We start from the raw sequence: 21,180 nt of genomic DNA, 5'->3' as shown, positions 1-21,180 counted from the left end.
AAGAAACTTTTCCGGCTCAATAGGGCTTATAAGCACGTAGTTACGTGTGAACAAGCATCATGAACTGGAACAAACTGCAAGACAACGCCCAATTAGCCCAAATCAAACAAGAGTCGGCCGAACAGCCGGTATTGATTTTCAAACACAGCACCCGCTGCTCCATCAGTTCGACGGCTTTAAGCCGAATGGAACGCAACTGGAGCAATTCGGCCGGCATTAAACCGTATTATTTGGACCTGATTGCATTCCGTTCCGTGTCGGGACAGGTGGCCGAAGAGTTCGGAGTCGATCATCAATCTCCTCAGGTTCTGTTGATTCAGAATGGCGAATGTATTTACGACGCTTCGCATTTTGAAATTTCGTTCGATGACCTGAAGCAACAGGTCGTATCGGCATAATCCAATTCCGATCGAATTGACAAGCGCCGTCTTCCCTGGAAGACTGGCGCTTTTTTTATGCACCCGGCTTCAAACTGCCCGGTTGTGCCGCAATAGATAACCGGACATTTTGCACTTTGGGCAAGACTACCGTACTTTCGGTTGTGAAACACTACTTTTTAGGGCGGAGTCAACTTCTCGGCAATCGGGCAGTGAATGGTTTTTATAGTTAGCAGCAGAAATGAAATCAAAATTCATTGCAATCAGCGATAGCATTATCGAGAAAATTAAAACCGGCGAGTTGCAGCCGGGTGACCAGATTCCTTCCGAAAATGAGCTGATTAAATTTTTTAACATCAGTAATACAACGGCGCGGAAAGCCCTGCTCGAAATCGAATCAAAAGGCTGGGCAAAGCGGATAAAGGGCAAGGGAACGTACGTATTAAACCGCACCGACGATCATCATTTAATCCGTACGCTGGGGTCCATTTATGCAACCCGGCGCGGTTTTCACGACAGTTTAATTGCCGAAGGTTTTACGCCTAAAAACATCGTTTTGGAAAAAACCATTCTGGACGACGGCATTTCTTCGGAGATAAACGGACGGCATTTTATCATCGACGGCCCGGTTTTAAAACTGCACCAACTCCGCTATGCCGATGATTTATTGATCAAGGATGAAGTAAAATACATATCCCTTACCTTGTGTCCGAAGATCAATAAAATGCCGACGGAAATTTCGTATTTCAAAGTTTACGAAAATAGCTATCACCTGAAAATCAACGAGGTGCAGCAAACGCTGGGCGTAACGATTATGCAGCCCAATACCAACAATTTCGAGATCAGTAAACCCACACCGGCTTTTGTGCTCGACAGTGCGGTGATCTGTACGGGCGAGAAAGTGGTTGAAATTGAACGCTCGTATTACCACGGTGATAAATACAAATTCGCCGTCATTGCCAGCCCCGAACACGACTACCGACCCGCCAAACCGATCACTTCATAAACCACTTGACCAATTCGTTGACAATCAGTTGATGCCCTTCCAGGTTGGGGTGATTCACGTGCGACATGTACTTGACTAAATCCCCCTTCGCAGCCACTTTTTTGAATTGGGCATACGAATCGACCAGGCCGATGTGGTGCGTTTCAGCCAGTTTTATAATCTGATTGGTGTGCTGTTCCAGCGGATTTCCGGCGGCCAGCATATCGATCCGCTGATCGGGTGAAGGCGTCAGTAAAATGATTTTTATATTTTTGGAAAGCGCCGACTGAATCATTTTTTCCCAGGCTTCTTTGGCTTTTTCCAATCCGGCTCCCCGGTCGTTCAGGGCGTAGTCGATGAACAGAACATCCGGTTTATGTACCAGAACATCTCGTTCAAACCGTTCCTGACCCTTCAACGAATTCTCTCCGCCGATCGCCGTCACAATCACATTGATGACCGCATAGGGATAGCGTTCCTTCAGTTTCGCCAGCACCAGATTCGGATACGATTCCAGCGTGTGGACTTCGTGGTTGTGCCAATATCCGGCGGGAACCGAGTGGCCGTGAAAAACCAGGTTGATCGTCCGGTTTTTGGGCCACTCGATGACCAATTCCTTCTGCAAATCCGCTAAATAGGTTTCCGGATCGGCTGCGGCCGGTTTTTGAGCTTTCGCCATAAAGGTAAAACTCACGACGAAAGCGAAAAGTAAATGGGTCACTCGGCTCATTTTACGGCTTGTGTTTTGATCGTTTGAATAGTAACCGGCCCTAATAAACCGGATTCGATGAGTGGAACCTGTTTCCAGGGCGTCCCTTTGTACCCAATGGCCATGTTGGTGTTGGTAAATTTTTCGCCGGTGATGGCGTCGCCCGTCAGCCGGTTCGACCAGGTGTTGGCCACTTCGATTTTCAGCGTATTCTCACCGGTTTTTACAAAATTCGTGATGTCAAAACGGTGCGGTTCGGCCCAACTGATTCCGAGGTACTGACCGTTCAGCCAAACATCCGCTAGTTCCGACAATTTTCCGAGATTTAAAAAGACCCGCTCGTTTTGTGACGAATCAAAAGCCGTGGAAAATTGAAAGGTTTTCTCGTAGGTGCCGATGCCCGAAAAATACCGGATGCCGGGTTGGTCGGATTCCGTCCAGGAGATGAGTTTGGGCAGTGTTACGGATTCGGGGGCGCCCCAACCCTTTGCAAAACCAAGCTGCCAGCCCCCCGTTAGTTCCTGTGTCCTGATTTCGTTTTTGATCCGCTCCGTTGCGCTTGTATTGTTACCCGTCAGTTCGACCGTTCCCGGTTGCAGAAACCGCACACCGTTGGGTGTGTACTCAAACAGCGGCAGTGGGTTAGCCGACGCAAAACCGGTATACAGCGGTTTGGAAACGGACGGATTGAATACGATAAAACAGGAGCCATATGCCGGTAAACTCAACGGTAAACGAATCTGTTGTTTCTCCTGATTAAAAATAGAAACCGGCACAATTTCGCCCGTAACCGGGTTCCAGAGTTCCGGTGTTTTACCCGTTTGCCGAAATGAAACGTTGGCCGAAAGGGGCTGATTAGTCGTGTTTCGAATCAGGTAATAATCCGTAGACTGGTGGCGGTAATGAATGAAATCCAAAGCGTTCGATGACGGATTGATAGCACTGAAATCCGGCCCAATATTGCGTTTTTTTAGCAAAGACAAAGCGGTTTCATTCGAAAAATTCGTACCACTGATCACCGCTCCTTTTTTCGCCAGCTCCCGGAGTTTAGTCCGGATTTTTGGCGATAGATTTTCCACATCACCCAACGCCAGCACGCTGAACGTTGCGCCATTCGATAAAGCCAGTTTTCCGTTTTTTACGGTCAGATCATTGAGCAGAATATCCGTGTTGATAATCTCGTAATCGTAGCCCGGTCCAACCGAAAATCGGGTGTTTTTGGGCGGCACAAAATTCGGGACTTTATCGCCGTAATAATACACCACATCGGCCACGAAATCCGTGTTTTGCAATACGTGCGAAATCCGGCCGAGGTAATCCGTGAACGGTTTTACTTTCGACCACCACGTCTGTTTGGTGTTGAAGTGCGTGCCAGCTCCGTAGACAATGCCGGGAAAACCGGTGCCTTCCGGATTGTGGCTAAAGCCGTGAATAACAACACGGTTCATGCCTTCGCAAAAAGCGCGGTCGGCGATGGATTTCAGGTCGAACGGTCCTTCCTGCCAGTGGTGAAAACTCGTAAACGATTCTTCTTCCACCATCCGGCGTTTATAAATATGAGCCGCTGCCGCCACTTCCTTCACCAGCCACATGATGTCCACACTGTCAGCGTCGTAATAGTGATACCGGCTCCAGAACTCCCCGCGCGGCACGTCCAGCGACCCCAGGGCCTTCAGCGTTTCGACCGGCACATTGTGCAGCGGTGGACCGGGGCCGCCCGCTTCCGACGCGATTTGCAGGCCATACTGATTCGCAATTTCTTTGGCTTTCCGGTAGTGATTCTGGATCATCAGCTCGGATAACGTCCGGTTATAATCCTGCTGAAAATGGGCGGTTCGTTCCGGACTAAGCAGCGTTTTGTCGAACAATACCGGCAGAAATTTGTCGATCGAATAGCCGTTTAGTTGAAAGAATTTATTCGGTAACGAAGGCGTCCAGACAAAACCGGTGGCTTCATAACTTGCCAGATACAAGGTCTTTAGGGCGGTTTTTGAAAAATCCCCGAAGAGCGGTTTCAGTCGGTCGATAAAATACTGGAAATGGGCGCGGGTGGCCGTCGAATCAAAATGGTCGATAATCGGTCCGGTGGAGTTGGGACTGGGCAGTTTTAACGGTTCGCCCGAATTGGAACAAACGTAGCGGTGAATTTCCCATTTTCCGGGCGGAATTTTCCAGCTTAATGTTTCACTTTTAGCGTCGAAATACCGGGAAAGCGAAATGATTTGCGTGGTGTCCAGAAAACCGGTTTGGCCCCGCACCGGCAGCGCAACCACGGCAATCTCCTGGTGAAAAACCGGTTTGCCATCCGCACCAAATTCGATGAGCAGCGGCTTGCCTTTGGCATCGGTTTTGGCAATGACCGGGAAGGGGAGTTTGATCGGTTTTTGCGTGGAACCCTCCACCATCAGCTTCGAAACATAAATCGATTTGGCCGCTTGTTGGGGCGATGTCCAGCTACCGCCCGCGTTCCAGCTACTGGCCAGGTTCAGGCCCACTTCCAGCTTTAACCGGGTGGCTTCCCGAATGGCGATTTCGATGGCTTTCAGCGATTCCGTCCCCATAAAAGCCGGTCCAGCCTTCACCATATTGTTGGGGTTGTTGTAGGCCGGAACGCCAATTTCAAAGATGTCCACCCCACCAATGCCAGCGGTTTTCATCGCTCGCAGTTCTTCCTTCAGCCGCACCGTATCGACGTTGCCGTTCAGCCACCACCAGTAGGTTTTGGGCCGGGCTTGCGGGGACGGGTTTTTGAAGCCGTCGCGAAGGGATTGACTCGTGGCGGTTTGCCCATTTGCACAGATAGTTACAAACATTAGGGCAACAGAGAGCAATACTGTTTTCATGCGATGAGTTGTTTCTACCAGACCTTTGAGATGCCGCTGTCAGGGCGGTCGCTACCGCTGTCAGGGTCTTCGACCGCTGACCGGGTAGCGACCGCCCTGGCAATCAACGAATGGTTTTAACCGTCTGAATCGTCACCGGCCCCAGCAAACCCGACTCGATCAAGGGCAACTCGCCCCACGGAACCAGATTTTTGTTGGCCTTCGTAATGTTGGTTTTGGTAAATTTCTCGCCGGTGAGCGCGTCGCCGGTGAGCCGGTTCGACCAGGTGTTGGCCACTTCCACTTTCAGCTTGTTTTCACCTGTTTTAACTACCTCCGTAATATCGAAGCGATAGGGGGGCGTCCAGACAATGCCCAGCGGTTTATCGTTCAGCCAGACCTCACCAACTTTCGATAACCGGCCCAGATCGAGGTAAATCCGTTGATTCTGAGCTAGATTAATGGCTGGTTTGTATGAGAAAGACGTTTGATAGGTGCCGGTTCCCGAAAAATACCGGATGCCTTTCTGATCGGATTCGGTCCAGGAAATGAGTTTCGGGAAGGTTGCGGATTCGGGCGCTCCCCAGCCTTTGGGAAAACGGAGTTGCCACGGGCCTGTGAGTGTTACGGCGGGTTGGTTATTGTCAATTTGCTCAAAACCGGACTCTTTTTTTACCTCGAAAGCCCCCGTCTGCAAAAACGCCAGGCCGTTGGGCGTAAAGGCCAGATGCGGTGGATTAGGCTCGGAACCCGTTACTTCGTTGTAGTGAACCAATATGGGTTCTTTGGAAAAGACAACAAAATACGTTCCGTACGGCGGCAGTGAAACCGGCAGTTGAATGCGTCCATCTGCCTGCTTATACACCGACACCGGAGCGGTTTCGCCGGAGAGCGGGTTCCAGATTTCGGGCGTTCTGTCCGCCTGACGGAAAAAACAGTTGCGGGAAACCCACTGATTCGTGGTGTTGCGGATCAGGTAAAAATCCACCTCGCCGGTTCGGTAGTGAATGTGATCCAGTGGGGTTTCGCGCTGGTCGGCTTTCTGGTCGGCGTAGCTGAAATCCGGCAGGATTTTTAGCTCGGTCAGGGCGGGCAATGCCGGTTTTTGATCAACCAAACGGCCACCCTGTTCCGCCAGCTTTTTCAGTTTTGCCCGAACGTCCGCCGGAATTCGCCCTTCCGTTCCGATGCTCAACACCTTGTAGCGACCGACACCCGGCAGCACCCATTCGCCGTTTTCGACGGTCAGATCCCGCATCAGAATTTCCGTGTTTACGACTTCGTAATCGTAACCCGGCCCAACCGAAAACCAGGTGTTTTTGGGCGGAATCAGGTTTGGTACGTTGTCGCCGTAATAATGCAGCACATCGGCGACGAAAGCGGTTTTTTGCAGGATGTACGAAATGCGGCCCAGATAATCATTGAACGGTTTGACTTTCGGCCAGTACGTTGTTCGGTCGTTGTAGTGCGTACCGGCAAAATAGGCGATGCCGGGATGGCCCATTTCCGCCGGATTGTGCGGAAAACCGTGAATCACCAGCCGGTTCATGCCCTCGCAGAAGGCGCGGTCGGCAATCACTTTCAGATCCGACGGACCTTCCTGCCAGTCCCAGTAACTCGTAAACGACTCTTCTTCAACGATCCCGCGTTTGTAAATATGCGAAGCGGCTGCGATCTCTTTCACGAGCCAGATTTTGTCCACCAGACTATCCTTGTCGTTTTCCATGAAAAACTCGCGGTTGTACCAGTATTCCCCACGCGGTACATCCAGCGCCCCGAGTGCTTTCAGCGATTCGACCGGAATATGGTGTAAATGGCCCGGTCCGCCCGACTCCGAAATGATTTGCAAGCCGTGGCTGTTGCAGATTTCCTTGGCTTTCCGGTAGTGGTTGTTAATCATCAGTTCGGACAGTGTTTTGTTAAAATCGAACTGAAAATTGTTGGCCACTTCCGGCTGATACCATTCCTTGTTGTAGATCGCGGGCAGAAATTTATAGAGATCGTAGCCGTGAAGGTTGCGGAAAGCGGCCGGTAAGGTGGGCGTCCAGGTAAACTCCTTGGCTTCGTAACTGGCTAGATACAAGTTTTTTAACGCCGATTTGCTGAAGTCGCCGATCCCGGGTTTCAGCCGGTCGATGAAATACATCACGTGCATCCGCGTCGCCGTGGAGTCGAAATGGTCGATGATCGGGCCGACGGAATTGGGCGTGGGGCGGATCAACTGCTCGCCGGAATTGGAGCAGACATACCGGTAAACATCCCACGAACCCGCCGGAGCCTTCCAGTTGAGCTGTTCGGTTTTGGCATCGAAATAGGCCGACACGTTGATCACTTTGGTGGTGTCCAGTTGGGACGTCTGACCGGCGGGCAGGGCAATGACGGCCACTTCCTCGTGGTAAGCCGGCTTGCCATCGGTACCGTATGGGATGGGTCTTGGGTTTCCTTTTTTATCGGGTGTAATGGGTGGAAAGGGCAATTTAACCGCCTGCTCATTCGTGCCTTTCACCGTCGTTTTGGAGAAGTAAATGGTTTTTGCCGCGTGTTGGGGCTGAACCCAACTGCCACCGGCGTTCCAGCTACTGGCCAGATTGAGTCCGACCTCCAGGTCCAGCTTACCGGCTTCCCGAATCGCCAGTTGGATGTTTTTGACCGACTCCTCGCTCATGAAAGCCGGTCCGGCGGGAATGATCTGGTTGGGGTCGCTGGCGGGCGGCAGTCCGATTTCGAACAGATCGACACCTCCCAATCCGGCGTTTTTGATGGCGAGCAGCTCTTCCTTCAACCGGAGGGTATCGACGTAACCGTTCAGCCACCACCAATACACTTTGGGCCGGGCCTGAATGGGCGGATTTTTGAAGCCTTCTTTTAAGGTCGAATAACTGATCGCTTCGGTTTCGGATGCGGTTTTGTTGCAGGAAACCAGTGAAACGAAAAGCCCAATCCCCAGCAGGCAGGAGGTGAATTTCATCGGGAGGAAGTAGTTAAGGGTTTAGGAAATCATGTATTTTGCCCCTAAATCCCCTTTAGGGCAGGGCTGTTAAGTTCTTCCGCTTTTCGCCCCCAACCCCCTAAAGGAGGTTTCGAAATCCGGATGTTTTAGCCCCCTTTAGGGGGTTGGGGGCGAAAAGCGGCTCGAAATTGCCAACTTTAACGCTCATGATTTTCAGAACTTAACAGCCTTGCCCTTTAGGGGACTTGGACTCAGCAACATCCGGATGCGTAAAGTCCACTAAAGGGGATTTAGGGGCAAAATTCACCAGAATGCGACTAAATCACCGCTTACGTTTTCAACGACGTAGTGCTTGCCGTACTTTTTGTCGCCGGATTTGAAGGCGGTTTTTCCTTTTTTCCAGGGATAACTGGCATTCGTGTAGACGTTCAGACCTTGGTCGGTTACCTCGTCGTCCGGGTAAATTCGCACCGTGGCGTTTTTCAGGCCCGTCAACCGCACGCAGCGTTTCATGTGTTTGACGCCCGACGTCATCTCCTGACACGAAACCATGCCCTCAGCCTGATCGACAAAAAAGCGGCTTTCGCGGTGCCAGGCTTTGGGCATCGCATACACCGAATAGCCATTGGCCAGTTCGGTTTCGTAACCCGTCAGAATGGGCGCGCCCTGGGGCAGCTTAAACCGGTGGGTGATGGTCGTGTTCGGGCAATAGCCGGAAAACATGAACCCGTTGCTGCTGCGCGAAATGGTCAATACCGGGTTTTTTACGGAGGGATTTCGCTTGTCGACCCGGTAATCGATCCCGAATTCGTTCAGCACATACCGCATCAGCAACGGCCCCGTGAACAGTTCCTCGGGATTGTCGGGCGTCAACAGTTTTCCGCCCGTAAACTTGCTCGAATTGGTACCGCGCACGTAGGCCACTTTTCCGCCTTTCCACGCTTGATTTTGCCGCACCCAAACCACGTCGCGTTCGCTGCCAGTCTGGGTCATTTTTGCCAGCACTTTGGTTCCGGCATCGGTTTTGTTTTTGACCTGCGTAGCGACCCCGCCCCCAGAAAACAGCGCCTGATGCACGATTTTGTTAGGGTACGGTTTGGTCAGTTGATCCAGCGTGATGCTGGATTTGACCTGAAATTCACCTTCGAGCGCCTTCGTATTCTGAAGATTCAGCAGGTTTAGAAAGGCCGCTCCGGCGTGGTCGGCGGGGCCGTAAACGAGCAGTTTGCCGCCGTTCTGCACAAAATCGATCAGCTTTTTTTCGAGCGACGAACCGGCTTCCGGCACAATGGACACCAGAACCGACTCGTTGAAATAGGCCGGTTTTTCGGTAACGACTTTCTGGAAAGAAGTGGTCGAAATGATCGTATTAAGCGGAAAACCGTTGTTGATGGCCTGCCGAATGAGCCAGTCGCCGTAGTAGATTTCTGGCAGTCGGTCCGGCTGTTTGTAGGCCCAGGTGTGGTATTCCTCGAACGGATAAACCCACACCAGCGGCCCCGGCGCCGTCGGCGAATCGTAGCGGGCTTTCAGAATGTGGGGCGTCACCTCGTCGGGAACCTGCGCGGGCATTTCGCCGTAGGAGTTGTCGGCCGTCAGAAAGTTCAGGTGCGTCGGCAACCGGATTTCACCTTTGGCGTTGATGCGGGCGACCGAAAGCGGCAAGTAAATGTCGTGCGGCTCCTGCCCGTAGCGATCGAGCCAGGGGCTGTTGACCCACCACGGATCGTGGGTGTAATACCGGAAAAGATACCGCTCGTCGGGCAGTTCGGCCATGCGCGACATATAGCCCACCATTTCCAATCCGAAATCGCCGTCCAGAGCCGCCCAGGGCGAATTGGGCGGGGGCAGCATGTTGTATTTTCCACCATAAATCTGTTTCAGATCGACGCCATCGCGCGCCAGATCCGCGCCGGTGGAGAGGTTCGTGCCGCGCGTCTGGATCTGGAAGTTCGGGCATTCTTTCCGAAACAGGTTCCAGAAACCGGCAACCAGTTCTTTCGTATTCGCGAGTTTTTCAGGTAAAAATGCCTTTCCCGTAAATGTCGCACCGGTTGAGGACCAGCCTTCGACGCCGAAGCCAAAACCGTTGCTGAGCCAGATGTAATCGTACCCCAGATCGGTCAGAAAGTGTTGACTCTGGCGACCCAGAAACGTACCAAAGGGCGTATTGGCCGGAATGCCTTTCGGAAAACCGGCGTACGAATCCGTATCGGCATTCAGTGTCGAGTAGCAACTGACCATCGTTTTGTGGCCCATCGCGTTGCCGCCCAGAATTTCCGGGTGTTTTTTGTACTTAAACTCCGACTTGGCAAATTCCGGACCGGGGTCGAACGTGGCCCCAATCATCACGGGTTTGCCGGTTATTTTTTGCCCGGTTTCTTTCAGCGTCCGGATGATGAATTTCAAATCGCCGTACGTAAACGCGGGCGGGTTTTCCATGTACAGGTAGGCCCGTTCGTGAAGCGACAATTCTTTCGGCCCCGACCCGACTTCGTGCTGCGTGTTGGGATTGCCGATGTACCGCGCCCACTCCAGCGGCTGTTTCAGGTCGCCTTTGTAATCCAGAATCTCCGATCCGTCCGACGTCCAGAGCATCACCGAAACCGTGTCGGTATGCCGCAGGAGCGACTGCCACTGGGTGAAGAGTTCCGTCACCACCTGCTGGATATACGCCTTGTCGTTTTTCTTGAATGGCTTGAGCGAGGCTTCCAGCGTGATGTTGTTAAACGGTTTTCCGCGTAAGGTCGAATTGTCCAGATTCGGGGTCTCCGTGGGAATGAAGCCGAACAGGAGGAGGGTTAGTAAGGTGGCTAGGCGCATATGATAAGGGTTGTTTCGCGGAGTTTCGCGGAGTAAAAGGGAGTTAAGCGAAGTTTTAATAAAAATCTCTGCGTAACTCTCTTTTAACTCCGCTTAACTCCGCGAGATAGTTTTCAATACCCCGGATTTTGCTTGATCAGCGTCGGGTTCAGGTCGACTTCGTTCTGCGGAATCGGGAAAAGCAACTCGAAATCGTCCACTTTAAAGGACAGATTCAGGCTGGCATAGTGGGCGTTCAGCACGGTTTGCGCCCGGCCCGTCCGCACCAGATCGAACCAGCGCTGGCCTTCAAACAAAAACTCGACCCGGCGTTCTTTCTCGATGGCGGTTCGTAGTCCGGCCTGCGTCAGACCGGTCAAGTCCGGCAACTTGACCCGCGTCCGCACCTGGTTGATAAAGGGCAGAGCCTCGGCGGTTTTACCCTGTTCGTTCAATACTTCCGCATACATCAGCAGCACATCGGCATGCCGAAGAACCGTGAACGTAATGGTGCCATCGGACAGGTCGATGGCTTTGAAATCCACGAATTTCAAACCGTAGCGACTGTACGATTTCCGGCCGTTGATCAGCAAAACCGAATCGTTGACCGAGATGGCCTTGCGGGCATCACCGGTTTCGTAGGCTCTGAGCAAATCCAGCGTCGGCACAATCCGTCCGGAGCCTTGCAGGTTGCCCGGAAAAATCGCCATGCTGGTGATGGCTGGCGTAAACAAGGCCGAATAGTTGTTGCCCATGCTGCGCCCCGCGACGTATTCAATTTCGAAAATCGACTCGGTCAGGTTGTTGTTGCCGTTGGTAAACAGCGTCCGGTAATCGGGCACCAGCGAATACGTTTTGGCGTCGATCACTTCTTTCAGTTTGGTTGCAGCCAGGTCGTAGTTTTTCAGCGTCAGGTAGACTTTTCCCAGCAAGGCTTTTACCGTCGGGCGCGATGCCTTCGTCCGGTCGGAATTGAGTGTAGCCGGCAACAGCGTTTCGGCGCTTGTCAAATCCGCCAGAATGACTTCATAGACCTGCGCGGCTGGTTTCAGGGCCAGATCGGCAGCTGCCACTTCCGCCGGGCTGCTGAACTCCTGGCTGATGAGCGGCACATTGCCGAACAGCCGGACGAGGTAAAAATAGCTGTAGGCACGCAGAAATTTGGCTTCCCCCTTGATGCGGTCTTTGGTCGCCTGGTCAAAATTGACGCCATCGATGCGGTTGATGATCGCATTGCTGCGGGAGATCGTGTATAAACACGTACTCCAGGCACCCTGAATGTTCGAGTTGGTCGAAACCACCGCATTCTGGTCGAGCTGCATCTCGTTGACCGAGGGCGACGACCACTGGATCTCGGTGTTGTCCGTCGTCAAGTCCGCCAGATACACCACGTTGCTGGTGTTAAACAGACCGCGAAAGGTGCTGTAAACGCCCGTCAGGGCCGTCTCGAAATCGTTTTGATTTTTGTAAAACGTTTGGTCACTGATCTGGTATTCAGGTGTCAGGGCCAGAAAATCCTTGCAGGAGGTGGCCGTAACGAGCAGGAGCAGGAAAACGATAAGGTTCTTTTTCATGGCGGTATCTGGAAACAGGATTAGAAAGTTACCCGCAAACCGATCGTGTACGTCCGGGGGTTGGGATACGCAAAAAAGTCGATCCCACTGCGGGCAATGTTGTCGCCCGTCGTGCTTCCTTCGGGGTCATAACCGGGGTACTTGGTAAAGGTGTAGAGGTTCGTCGCGTCGACGTAAACCGAGAGTGCCTGCAACTTCAGCTTGCTCACCACCGTTTGAGGAAGCGCGTAGGCCAGATTGACGTTCCGGATGCGGACAAACGAGCCGTCGAACAGATACTTGGTTGTACCGGCACTGAATCCGAAGGCGTAGTCGTTCCGAATGGCGCGCGACATCGTTCCCGCTCCGGGTTCCGTCGGCGATTTCCAGCGATCGGCCATGATGCCCAGTTGGTTCTGCACCCCGGCCCCGTTCAGCGACACTTCACCCCCCTGAAAATAAATCTCGTTCCCCTGCGAACCGTTCACGCTAATGTTCAAGGTCAAGCCTTTGTAGGTGAAGCGGTTGCCCATACCCCAGGTGAAATCCGGCCAGGGATTGCCCACGATGGTGCGGTCGTTCTGGGTGATGGTTCCGTTGCCGTCGGTGTCCTGATACCGGTAATCGCCGGGCTGCACCCGGGGGTGTTGTTTGGGACTGGCGTTCACTTCTTCCTGCGTCTGGAATACGCCCAGAATGTTGAGCAGCCGGAAGCTGGAGATGGGATAACCCACCTGCGCTACCTGATAATCAGACGTTTGAATCCGGGCGGTTTCGGAGTTGAGCGCCAGCACCTTGTTGCGGTTCCAGCTAATGTTAAAGTCCGTATTCCACTGGAAAGCGCCTTTGCGGATGTTTTCCGAATTGATGGTCAGCTCAATTCCTTTGTTCTCCACTTCGCCGATGTTCTGGAGGGAACTGCTGAAACCGGAGGCTGCGGGCAGAATGACATTCAGCAGAAGGTCTTTTTTGTGGGTTCGGTAGGCATCCACCACAAACGACAGGCGGTTCTGGAACAACGAGAGATCAAGACCGATGTTGGTTTGCACCGACTGCTCCCAGGTCAAAACGGTATTGGCCAGACTGCTGGGCACCACGCCCGAAATCACCTGCCCATTGGAAACGTTCCGCGAGATGCCCAGGAGGCCCTGACTGGCGTAATTCGGAATCAGGTTGTTGCCGGAAATCCCGTAGCTCGCCCGGATTTTCAGATCGCTGATGAAGCTGACCGGTTTCATGAACGACTCATCGGACAGGCGGTAAGCCGCCGAAAAGGAGGGGAAGGTTCCCCAGCGGTTTTCGCGCCCAAACCGCGAACTGCCGTCCTGCCGGATCGTGGCTGTAAACATGTATTTTCCGGCCAGTGTATAATTGACGCGGGCCAGCCACGACATCATCGACCATTCACTCAAGTAATTTGTTCCGGATGTAACGGCTCCGGCGGCCAGAAACGGCACGTCGTCGGTCGGAAAATCAGACGCGCCGGCCTGCAGGATTTCATCGGTATTTTTCTGAATGGTATAGCCCACCAGCGCGTCGAGGTCGTGTTTTTCGCCAAACCGGTGCCGGTAATTCAGGGTGTTTTCGTTCAGCCAGTTCAGGCTTTTGCCTTCTGTTACCCCGGCCGTAGCCGCGCCCGTTCGGCTGGTAGCCAGCCCCACTTTCGACGATTTCCACAGGCGGGTGATGTTATTGGAATAGTTGACCCCAATCGATGTTTTGAAAATCAGGCCGTTCGCAATTTCATATTGCAGGTAATTGTTGGTGAAAACGTTGGTATTGTTCCGTTTATCGGTGAACTCAGCCGCAATGATCAGCGGGTGTTCGACCGGGATGCCCGTCGGGTCGGAAAATTCGGAATAGTAGTTGCCGTTCGCATCGTAAACCGGAATGGTCGGATCGCTGGCCAGAGCCGCCGAAATCAAGCCCCGGTGTTGCAGGTGACCTTCGGCGCGGGCAAAATCACCGTAGGAGTGCGCCCCCGAAAACGACGCTCCCAGTTTCAGACGCGGAGTCAGTTGGGCGTCGATGTTGGTACGGAGGGTAAACTTCTTGAAATCAGAGCCGATGATAATGCCTTTCTGGTCGAAATACCCGCCCGAAACGTAGTAACTAACGTCTTTGCTGGTACCGCTGGCGGCCAACTGATAATTCTGCACCAGACCCTGTTGGAAAATAATGTCTTGCCAATCAGTGCCATACCCGGAGTTGGCAAACTGGTCCGGCGTCCGGAAACCCGGTTTTACCTGCGTGGCCGTACTGCGGAGGTTGTTGGGGTCCGTGGCTTTTCCGCCGGCAAACACCCAGGCGTTGTCGCGCCCTTCGGCCACATATTGAGCATACTCGCGGGGCGTCAGCAGGTCCAGTTTTTTGGCCAGTTGCTGAATCCCGGTCGAGTGTTCGAAGTTAATCGTTGTTTTGCCCTGCTTTCCGCGCTTGGTCGTAATGATCACCACGCCGTTAGCTCCCCGGGAACCGTAAATGGCGGTGGCCGAAGCATCTTTCAGGACCTGAATGGATTCGATGTCGGACGGGTTGATCGTGCTGAGCGGGTTGATCCGGTTGGTTCCGCTGCTGCTGGCAATGTTACTGGCTGAGTAGGAACTGGAGCTGAAACTGCTCAGATCGGAGCCACCACCGCCCGTTCCGATGGCGTAGCCGTCGACCACATACAGGGGTGAATTTCCGCCGGTGATCGAGCTGATCCCCCGGATGACGACATTGACGTTCCCGCCCGGTGCGCCCGAGGTTTGCGTGATCTGCACCCCCGCGACTTTCCCCTGCATCATCTGATCGACGCTCGTGGCCGATGGCACCGGGACAAGGTCCTTGCTGGACAGATTGACGATGGAGCCCGTCAGGTCCTTTTTCCGCTGGGTTCCGTAGCCCACCACCACCACATCCTGCAATTGCTGCTGATCGGTTTTCAGCGTGATGTTGATGGACGACCGGTTTTTGACCGCTATTTCCTGGGGCGTATAGCCAATAAAACTAACGACAACCGTGGCGTTGGGCGATACCGACAGTTTAAACGCGCCTTCGGTATCCGATGTCGTTCCGTTGGTCGTGCCTTTTTCCGTCACGGTGGCACCGATCAACGGCTGGCCGTCTTCTTCGGCGGTTATTTTGCCACCAATGGATACTTTGCCACCCGACTGGGCCAGGGCAAGGGTACTGGCGACCACAATAGCGAACACACTGACCAGCAGCAGTCGCAGACGATGGAAGAGATTAGGATTCATAGGAAGAGGGTTTAGTACTTTGATTTACCGGATGTTATCACTTGATAATGACGGATTCGATTTTGAGGTACTCGGCAATTTTCCGGATCGTTTCGGCGTGGTGGCCGACGCCCAGCGCAAAATGGTGCGTGGGGCCTTCTTTGATCCAGCGTTTCAGGAACGTCCGGACGTCCGGTTTGAAAAAACCGCGCGTGTTGGTGTTTCCCGTTGGCGGAATGGGTCCGGCGAGCGATTCGCCTTCGGCAATGATGAACTTCATTTTTCCCTCGTACGTCGAGTTGATGCTCAGCATCGTAATCGGCCCCTGTTTGATTTTGAACTCGACACCCGCGCCAAAACCGGGTTTGCCGTGGTATTTTTTCAGGCTCCGCAGAATGGGCTGGCCGTCGGCGATGGCGATGTTGTGCGGGCCGTCGTGGCCCACCAGCACAAAATCTTCCTTGAAATCGACCGGGTGAAACTCCGCGAAACTGCCGCCGATGCCCAGCCGTTCCATGATCAGCATGGCAATGCAGGTTTTCAGGTCCGACTCGCCACACATCGGGAAGCCCGCGCCCTGGAGCAGCGAATTTCCCACGATCAGATTCGACATCACCACTCGCGTGTCGCTGCCATCGGGGCCGTCGTAGTAATAGGCCAGTCCGTCCAGTTTTTTCGCCTTGACAAATTTTTCGAGAGCCACCGTCACCTGGGCGGCAATGCGCAGATCCGAGTCCCGCAGTTTTTCAGAGATGGGGTCCGAAACCGGGTCGGGCGTGTCGAAAAAAGCCAGAATCCGATCCTGAACAACTTCAATCTCTTCTTCCGTGGCTTGCTGATACTGCGTAACGATTTCGTGGGCTTCACACTGCACAATGTGGGCACCGAAGTGCGCCGTCAGCATCGTCGAGTCGGAATGCATGTCGAGCATGGCCTCGATGGGGTGGCCGATGTGCCCGATTTTAGCGGTTTTGAGATCGTGCAAAACGGCGGCAATCCGGCAATATTCTTCGATTTCAGCTTCCGCAGCCGGATCGTCATACAGCGTACCGATCACCATTTGCGGCACTTTTTTACCCATCCGAACGGCCACACCGGCAAATTCCGGCAAGGCACAGATGTCGTCATTGTAGAGTTGCAGATAAGTGGAGGCCCGGCTGTAATCCATCGCTTTATCGGGTTGCAGGGCGACGAGCACGATCGGGGTATCGATGCTTTTGATAATGACGCCGAATGTGCTGGAAGTGGCGTAGGTCAGCATGTCGCAGAAAATCAGATCGAGGTTGGCGGCCTGGAGTTTCGGGACGATTTCGTAGGCTTTCGTCACGTCATCGACCAGTCCAAAATCGACAATATCCACGCTCTCGAGGGCTTCGATTCGTTTGATGAAAACCGCCTGTTTTTTCAGTAAATCATCCAGCAAGCCGTCAAACTGACCCCAGTATTTGAAGTAGCCCACGCCAAAGATGCCAATCCGCGGGCGCGTTTTTTTTCGTTTTTCAAAACCCGTCTGTACGGAAGCCACGTGATTGAGCGATTCGTTTTCCATAGTTGCTAAGTTGTATCTTTTTTCTATTTAGTTAACGCACTAAGTTGATATTGGCAAACTGTTAAAACCGCACGGTTTTCGTTGCGAAGTAGGATAAGCGTCAAAAGGCGTTTGTGTTAACAGGGCCGGTTTTTGCACCAGCCCACGGTTTTAACCGTGGGTTCAAATGGTATCAAATGGGTATTCGTCAAACCGTTTTAACGGTTTTTGGATGGTTGCTGATGATTGGGCAAAACCGTTAAAACGGTTATTGAATCGCCCCATCGCCATTCGTTTCCCACGGTTAAAACCGAGGACTGGTGTTTATAAAACCACCGGACATGCTATTGTATTCGTCAATCCGCCCGAATGCCTTCCGGAACAACGGGAGCCGAATGAGTCTCTCCAAACAGCGGTTTAATTCTGGGAATCAGCCAGATGAACAGCACGAATGCCAGGGGATACAGCAATCCCGATGCAATCCAGAGCGGGCGGTAGGAGTACTGCTGAATCACCACCCCCATCAGCGGATTGAGCAACAGACCCGAAACCGCCCCCGCCGTTCCCGACAAACCCACCACGGTGGAGGTCGCTTTCTGGCCAAACATGTCGGAAATCGACGTGATGTAGTTGGTGATCCAGAAACCGTGGGCGAACATGAACAGCGCCATCAGCGCAATGGCCACTTCCACCGTCGATACCCACTCGATGGCTGGTGTCAACAGGGTGAGTCCGGCCGCAATGCCCATGACGGTTTTCCGGGCCTTGTTTACGGAGTAGCCACGGGCAATGAGTTGCCCCGAAAGCCAGCCACCGATGATGTTGGAAAGGCCCAGGGCCAGAAACGGAATCCAGAAAAGGCTGCCAATTCGCTCAAAAGAGACGTTCCGTACCGAACTCAGGTATTTCGGAATCCAGAACATCATGAAGTAAAAAACCGGGTCGAGCAGAAACCGTACCAGGATAAACACCCAGGTTGGACGGTTTCTGAGCAATTCCAGAAACGATACGGTTGCCTTTTTTTCAGGCAGAACCGACGACTCGGTAATCAGGTTTTCTTTCTTCCAGGGGATCAGCAACCAGATCACGACCCAGGCAATCCCGATCAAACCGGGGATCAGAAAACCGCCCCGCCAGCCATAATTAGATGATAGCCAAATGGTTAGTGGTGGTGCTACGACAGCTCCGATGGCCGAACCGCCAATGGCAATGCCGTTGGCCAGTGCGCGCTCTTTCTTGTCGAACCAGCGGTAAACCGTCCAGGCCGCGCCGGGAAAACAGCCACCTTCGCCCATACCGAGCAAAAACCGGAACGTCAGCAACTGCGTGAAACTGGTCATCACCGCGTGCAAGCTATTGGCAATCGACCACAGGCCGACGGAAAGGGCCAATCCCATTTTTCCGCCAATCCGGTCGATGAGCCAGCCACCCAGCGTAAACATAACCGCATAACTGATCAGGAAGCTGGTATTGATCATGCCGTACTGCACATCCGTGATTTTGAATTCTTCCTGAATCTTCAGAATCGCGATGGAAAGCACCTGCCGGTCCAGAAAGCTCAGACCGGTTGCGGTGAAAAGCAGAAAGACAATCAGCCAGCGGAGGTTGTTTTTCATTTTTTAGAGCAAAGAAGTTAGAAGTAAGAATAAAGACCTAACCTGATAATCATTTGAGAAATCGGTCTAGAATCTCATGTCTTTCATCTCTTATCTACGACAACTTAACGCACTAAGTTGATGCTTGCAAAGATAGAAGCTACGGAAGGAATAAATCAAGTCCCCGTGGTACTTTTTTTTAAATAAATTGCAGGAATCCAACCTGAATGGTAGCGGTGGGATTCAGCCGCGCAGGGTGATCTTCGCCCGGTGGCAAACGCCCCCGATGGGTGGATTGAATTTGGAGACACTCACCTCAACCGAATCGACGTTGGGGTAGCGTTTGCGGATTTCGGTGATGATGTTGTGGGAGATGTGTTCCAGCAGCCGGGCGGGGCGCTGCATGGCTTCGTGGGCAATGCGGTACAATTCGCCGTAGTTGACGGTGGTGCTCAGCTTGTCGACGCGGGCGGCTTCGGACAGATCGGCCACAACCGTGATATCGACTGAGTATTTGTTGCCAATCTTCTGTTCTTCGTCGTAGAAGCCGTGGTAGGCGAAAAATTCGAGACCTTCGAGCGCAATAGTTCCCATAAAGAGGGGCCAGACGGTTTTTGGGCCGTCTTTCCAACCGGTTAGATTTTCGCCCAAAAGTAGAACAAAAAAGCGGACTCGACGTCCGCTTTGTGTTAAATCTGATCAAAGAATGATCCGGAGCTTTTTTTCTTTTCGCCCGAATCCGATTCCTCGTGAACAGCCTGGGGTTCGGTGGTCTCTTCGTCTTCGGATTCCTGTTCGGCAATGGGCTCCGTAGCGGGCAATCCGGCTTCGGCCGCTTCGTCGCCCTGAGCGGCAACGGGATCTTCAACGGTTTCGCTGGCCGGTGTTTCAGCCACTTCGGCCGCGTGTTCCAGTGCGTCGTCTGTGGTTTCGACATGCAGGGTCTCCGGGTCTACCAGTTCCGTATCGGAGGAGTGGGTTTCGGATTCAGTCGTCGCAACCGGCTCGGTTTCGGTATGTTGTGCCGTCACTTCATCGATTTTGGCCTGCAGGGATTGCTGGTCAAACTTCTTTTCAAACCGGTCGACGCTTTCGATGGCATTGCCCGCCAGCGTGCGAATCTGTTTGATGAGTCCTTCCTTGTATTTTTCCATCGCCTTGAAGTCGTGTTCCATCGCCTTCAGGTCGTTTAGGATATTTTCTTTGATAAACCGGGCTTGATTTTCAGCGTCCTGCACCATCAGCGTCGACCGTTTGCGGGCATCGGCCAGGATTTCATCGGCTTTCTGCTTCGATTCGCCGAGGTATTTTTCCGCGGCCTTGTTGGCCTGATCGGTAATCTGGGTGCTGGTGTCGTCGGCGGTTTTCAACGTTTTGAACAACGTCATCTCGATGTCCTTGAACTTGCTGAGTTCTTTTTCGGCCAGTTCGAGCTGCATCTTCAGCATTTTTCCTTCACTCGTAACGCGTTCCCATTCCTGCGAAAGTGACGCCAGGAAGGCATCGACTTCGTCGGGGCGGTAGCCGCCGAATCCCTTTTTTTCAAATGTATGCTGCCGTATCTCGATGGGCGTAATTTTCATAACTGAAAGGGTTAATGGTGACAAATGGTCACTTGTCTGCTAAAAGTAAAGTTATCCGACCGAAAATATCAATTTTTTAGTTTGAAATTTGTCAAAAATCCGAAAAGTAACCAAATCATTTACCTAGCGGGTAATTTCCCAGACGGAGATCAGCCGGTCGTCGCTGGCCGAAATGAGTTGGTGCTGATACGGACTCCAGAGCAATTTGTTGACCGACGTCCCGTGTCCGGCGTGCCGGGCCCGGTCGATGACTTTCAACAGCCGGAAGGTCTCCGCATCCCACACTTTGATGGCTTTATCCATGCTGGCTGTAGCAAATAACGCGCCATCCGGACTGTAGCAGATGTGATTAATGGCGAATAAATGGGCCGCAATATCACTTTTTAGGCTGTATCGGTCGGCGACATCCCAGATTTTGAGGTGGGCGTCGCGCCCCGCCGAGAGCAAATACCGCCCGTCGGGCGAATAGTGGACGGTGAAAACGGAGTTCGTATGCGCCGGAATGACGGATTTGAGCGTCAGGCTATCCTGGTCAAAAATTCGGATGCCGTTGTCGCTGTAGCCCACGGCGACCTCCCGGGTTTTCGGATTGATAGCAATGGCCCGCGCGCTTTTATCGCTTACTTTGAGGTGTTTTTTAACGACAAACTCCGCAACGTCCATCACCACCAGAACGCCATCGGACAAAGCAATCCAGGCCGTTCCTTCGCTGATTTTGATGTCGAAGATAGCCGCCGGGGTGATCTGGGCCGAGCGAACTTCCTGTTTCTGAATGGGATCGATGATGTGAATACCGTCATAATTTTGTCCCACCCAGAGCTGTTTCCGTTCCGGATCGAACGCCAGGGCATAGACGGAAGCCGGAATGCGGGCCAGGAGCGACCCCAGATCCGGTTTGTCCAACTGCCAGCGAACCACCAGCCCATCGGCCCCGGCCGAAAAAAACTCGGTCGGCGAGGCCCCGGCATCCAGCGTATACACGCAGTCGCGGTGGCCGGCAAAAGTGTCAATTTTATGGACTTGCATTGCTATAGTTTCTGCAATGATAAAGGGAA

General features: G+C 52.9%; 13 protein-coding genes. 2 read left to right on the top strand and 11 right to left on the bottom strand.

Going from position 1 to position 21,180, the window contains the following annotated elements; translation table 11 throughout:
* Positions 1 to 59: 59 nt before the first annotated feature.
* Together ytxJ and F0P93_RS26260 are read left to right on the top strand one after the other, a co-directional pair.
* Entirely contained in the window at positions 60 to 398 is a 339-nt protein-coding gene (gene ytxJ, locus F0P93_RS26265) for a bacillithiol system redox-active protein YtxJ (RefSeq protein WP_150880697.1), read from the top strand.
* Between the two features lie 220 nt (positions 399 to 618).
* On the top strand, positions 619 to 1,383 hold the full coding sequence (locus F0P93_RS26260; RefSeq protein WP_150880696.1) for a GntR family transcriptional regulator: 765 nt from the start codon (positions 619 to 621) through the stop codon (positions 1,381 to 1,383).
* Here F0P93_RS26260 and F0P93_RS26255 read toward each other — a convergent pair.
* From F0P93_RS26255 to F0P93_RS26205, 11 genes are all read right to left on the bottom strand, one after another.
* Complete coding sequence (locus F0P93_RS26255) at positions 1,373 to 2,092, bottom strand: SGNH/GDSL hydrolase family protein (RefSeq protein ID WP_150880695.1); 720 nt, start codon at positions 2,090 to 2,092, stop codon at positions 1,373 to 1,375. The two genes, F0P93_RS26260 and F0P93_RS26255, sit on opposite strands and share 11 nt — an antisense overlap.
* A complete protein-coding gene (locus F0P93_RS26250) occupies positions 2,089 to 4,884 on the bottom strand; it encodes a glycosyl hydrolase (RefSeq protein WP_191908924.1) in 2,796 nt (931 codons plus the stop codon). Before F0P93_RS26250 ends, F0P93_RS26255 begins: the two co-directional genes overlap by 4 nt.
* 133 nt (positions 4,885 to 5,017) lie before the next feature.
* On the bottom strand, positions 5,018 to 7,861 hold the full coding sequence (locus F0P93_RS26245) for a glycosyl hydrolase (protein WP_150880693.1): 2,844 nt from the start codon (positions 7,859 to 7,861) through the stop codon (positions 5,018 to 5,020).
* A 285-nt stretch (positions 7,862 to 8,146) separates the two neighbouring features.
* Complete coding sequence (locus tag F0P93_RS26240; protein WP_150880692.1) at positions 8,147 to 10,666, bottom strand: hypothetical protein; 2,520 nt, start codon at positions 10,664 to 10,666, stop codon at positions 8,147 to 8,149.
* A gap of 113 nt (positions 10,667 to 10,779) precedes the next feature.
* Positions 10,780 to 12,219: a RagB/SusD family nutrient uptake outer membrane protein gene (locus tag F0P93_RS26235; protein WP_150880691.1), complete on the bottom strand. Its 1,440-nt coding sequence runs from the start codon at positions 12,217 to 12,219 to the stop codon at positions 10,780 to 10,782.
* A gap of 20 nt (positions 12,220 to 12,239) precedes the next feature.
* Positions 12,240 to 15,440, bottom strand: a complete 3,201-nt coding sequence (locus tag F0P93_RS26230) for a SusC/RagA family TonB-linked outer membrane protein (RefSeq protein ID WP_150880690.1) — start codon at positions 15,438 to 15,440, stop codon at positions 12,240 to 12,242.
* 37 nt (positions 15,441 to 15,477) lie between these two features.
* On the bottom strand, positions 15,478 to 16,968 hold the full coding sequence (locus F0P93_RS26225) for an L-fucose/L-arabinose isomerase family protein (RefSeq protein ID WP_150880689.1): 1,491 nt from the start codon (positions 16,966 to 16,968) through the stop codon (positions 15,478 to 15,480).
* A 335-nt stretch (positions 16,969 to 17,303) separates the two neighbouring features.
* Positions 17,304 to 18,563 (bottom strand): MFS transporter, encoded by a 1,260-nt coding sequence (locus tag F0P93_RS26220; RefSeq protein ID WP_150880688.1) that lies wholly within the window; start codon positions 18,561 to 18,563, stop codon positions 17,304 to 17,306.
* A 222-nt stretch (positions 18,564 to 18,785) separates the two neighbouring features.
* Positions 18,786 to 19,136, bottom strand: coding sequence for a dihydroneopterin aldolase (gene folB, locus F0P93_RS26215; RefSeq protein ID WP_114407317.1), 351 nt, complete (start codon positions 19,134 to 19,136; stop codon positions 18,786 to 18,788).
* A 95-nt stretch (positions 19,137 to 19,231) separates the two neighbouring features.
* On the bottom strand, positions 19,232 to 20,125 hold the full coding sequence (locus F0P93_RS26210) for a DivIVA domain-containing protein (protein ID WP_150880687.1): 894 nt from the start codon (positions 20,123 to 20,125) through the stop codon (positions 19,232 to 19,234).
* Between the two features lie 123 nt (positions 20,126 to 20,248).
* On the bottom strand, positions 20,249 to 21,151 hold the full coding sequence (locus F0P93_RS26205) for a WD40 repeat domain-containing protein (protein WP_150880686.1): 903 nt from the start codon (positions 21,149 to 21,151) through the stop codon (positions 20,249 to 20,251).
* Positions 21,152 to 21,180: the final 29 nt, after the last annotated feature.

Source organism: Larkinella humicola (assembly GCF_008727875.1).
Classification (GTDB): domain Bacteria; phylum Bacteroidota; class Bacteroidia; order Cytophagales; family Spirosomataceae; genus Larkinella; species Larkinella humicola.
Note: the sequence above shows the minus strand (reverse complement) of the source record. Positions and strands in the feature narration are given on the sequence as shown.

Bases quoted from the DNA above. Each gene is read 5' to 3' on its own strand.
- F0P93_RS26250 (WP_191908924.1), bottom strand. From the start codon at position 4,884: ATGTTTGTAACTATCTGTGCAAATGGGCAAACCGCCACGAGTCAATCC.
- F0P93_RS26225 (WP_150880689.1), bottom strand. From the start codon at position 16,968: ATGGAAAACGAATCGCTCAATCACGTGGCTTCCGTACAGACGGGTTTT.
- F0P93_RS26255 (WP_150880695.1), bottom strand. From the start codon at position 2,092: ATGAGCCGAGTGACCCATTTACTTTTCGCTTTCGTCGTGAGTTTTACC.
- F0P93_RS26205 (WP_150880686.1), bottom strand. From the start codon at position 21,151: ATGCAAGTCCATAAAATTGACACTTTTGCCGGCCACCGCGACTGCGTG.
- F0P93_RS26240 (WP_150880692.1), bottom strand. From the start codon at position 10,666: ATGCGCCTAGCCACCTTACTAACCCTCCTCCTGTTCGGCTTCATTCCC.
- ytxJ (WP_150880697.1), top strand. From the start codon at position 60: ATGAACTGGAACAAACTGCAAGACAACGCCCAATTAGCCCAAATCAAA.
- F0P93_RS26235 (WP_150880691.1), bottom strand. From the start codon at position 12,219: ATGAAAAAGAACCTTATCGTTTTCCTGCTCCTGCTCGTTACGGCCACC.
- F0P93_RS26260 (WP_150880696.1), top strand. From the start codon at position 619: ATGAAATCAAAATTCATTGCAATCAGCGATAGCATTATCGAGAAAATT.
- folB (WP_114407317.1), bottom strand. From the start codon at position 19,136: ATGGGAACTATTGCGCTCGAAGGTCTCGAATTTTTCGCCTACCACGGC.
- F0P93_RS26220 (WP_150880688.1), bottom strand. From the start codon at position 18,563: ATGAAAAACAACCTCCGCTGGCTGATTGTCTTTCTGCTTTTCACCGCA.
- F0P93_RS26210 (WP_150880687.1), bottom strand. From the start codon at position 20,125: ATGAAAATTACGCCCATCGAGATACGGCAGCATACATTTGAAAAAAAG.
- F0P93_RS26230 (WP_150880690.1), bottom strand. From the start codon at position 15,440: ATGAATCCTAATCTCTTCCATCGTCTGCGACTGCTGCTGGTCAGTGTG.
- F0P93_RS26245 (WP_150880693.1), bottom strand. From the start codon at position 7,861: ATGAAATTCACCTCCTGCCTGCTGGGGATTGGGCTTTTCGTTTCACTG.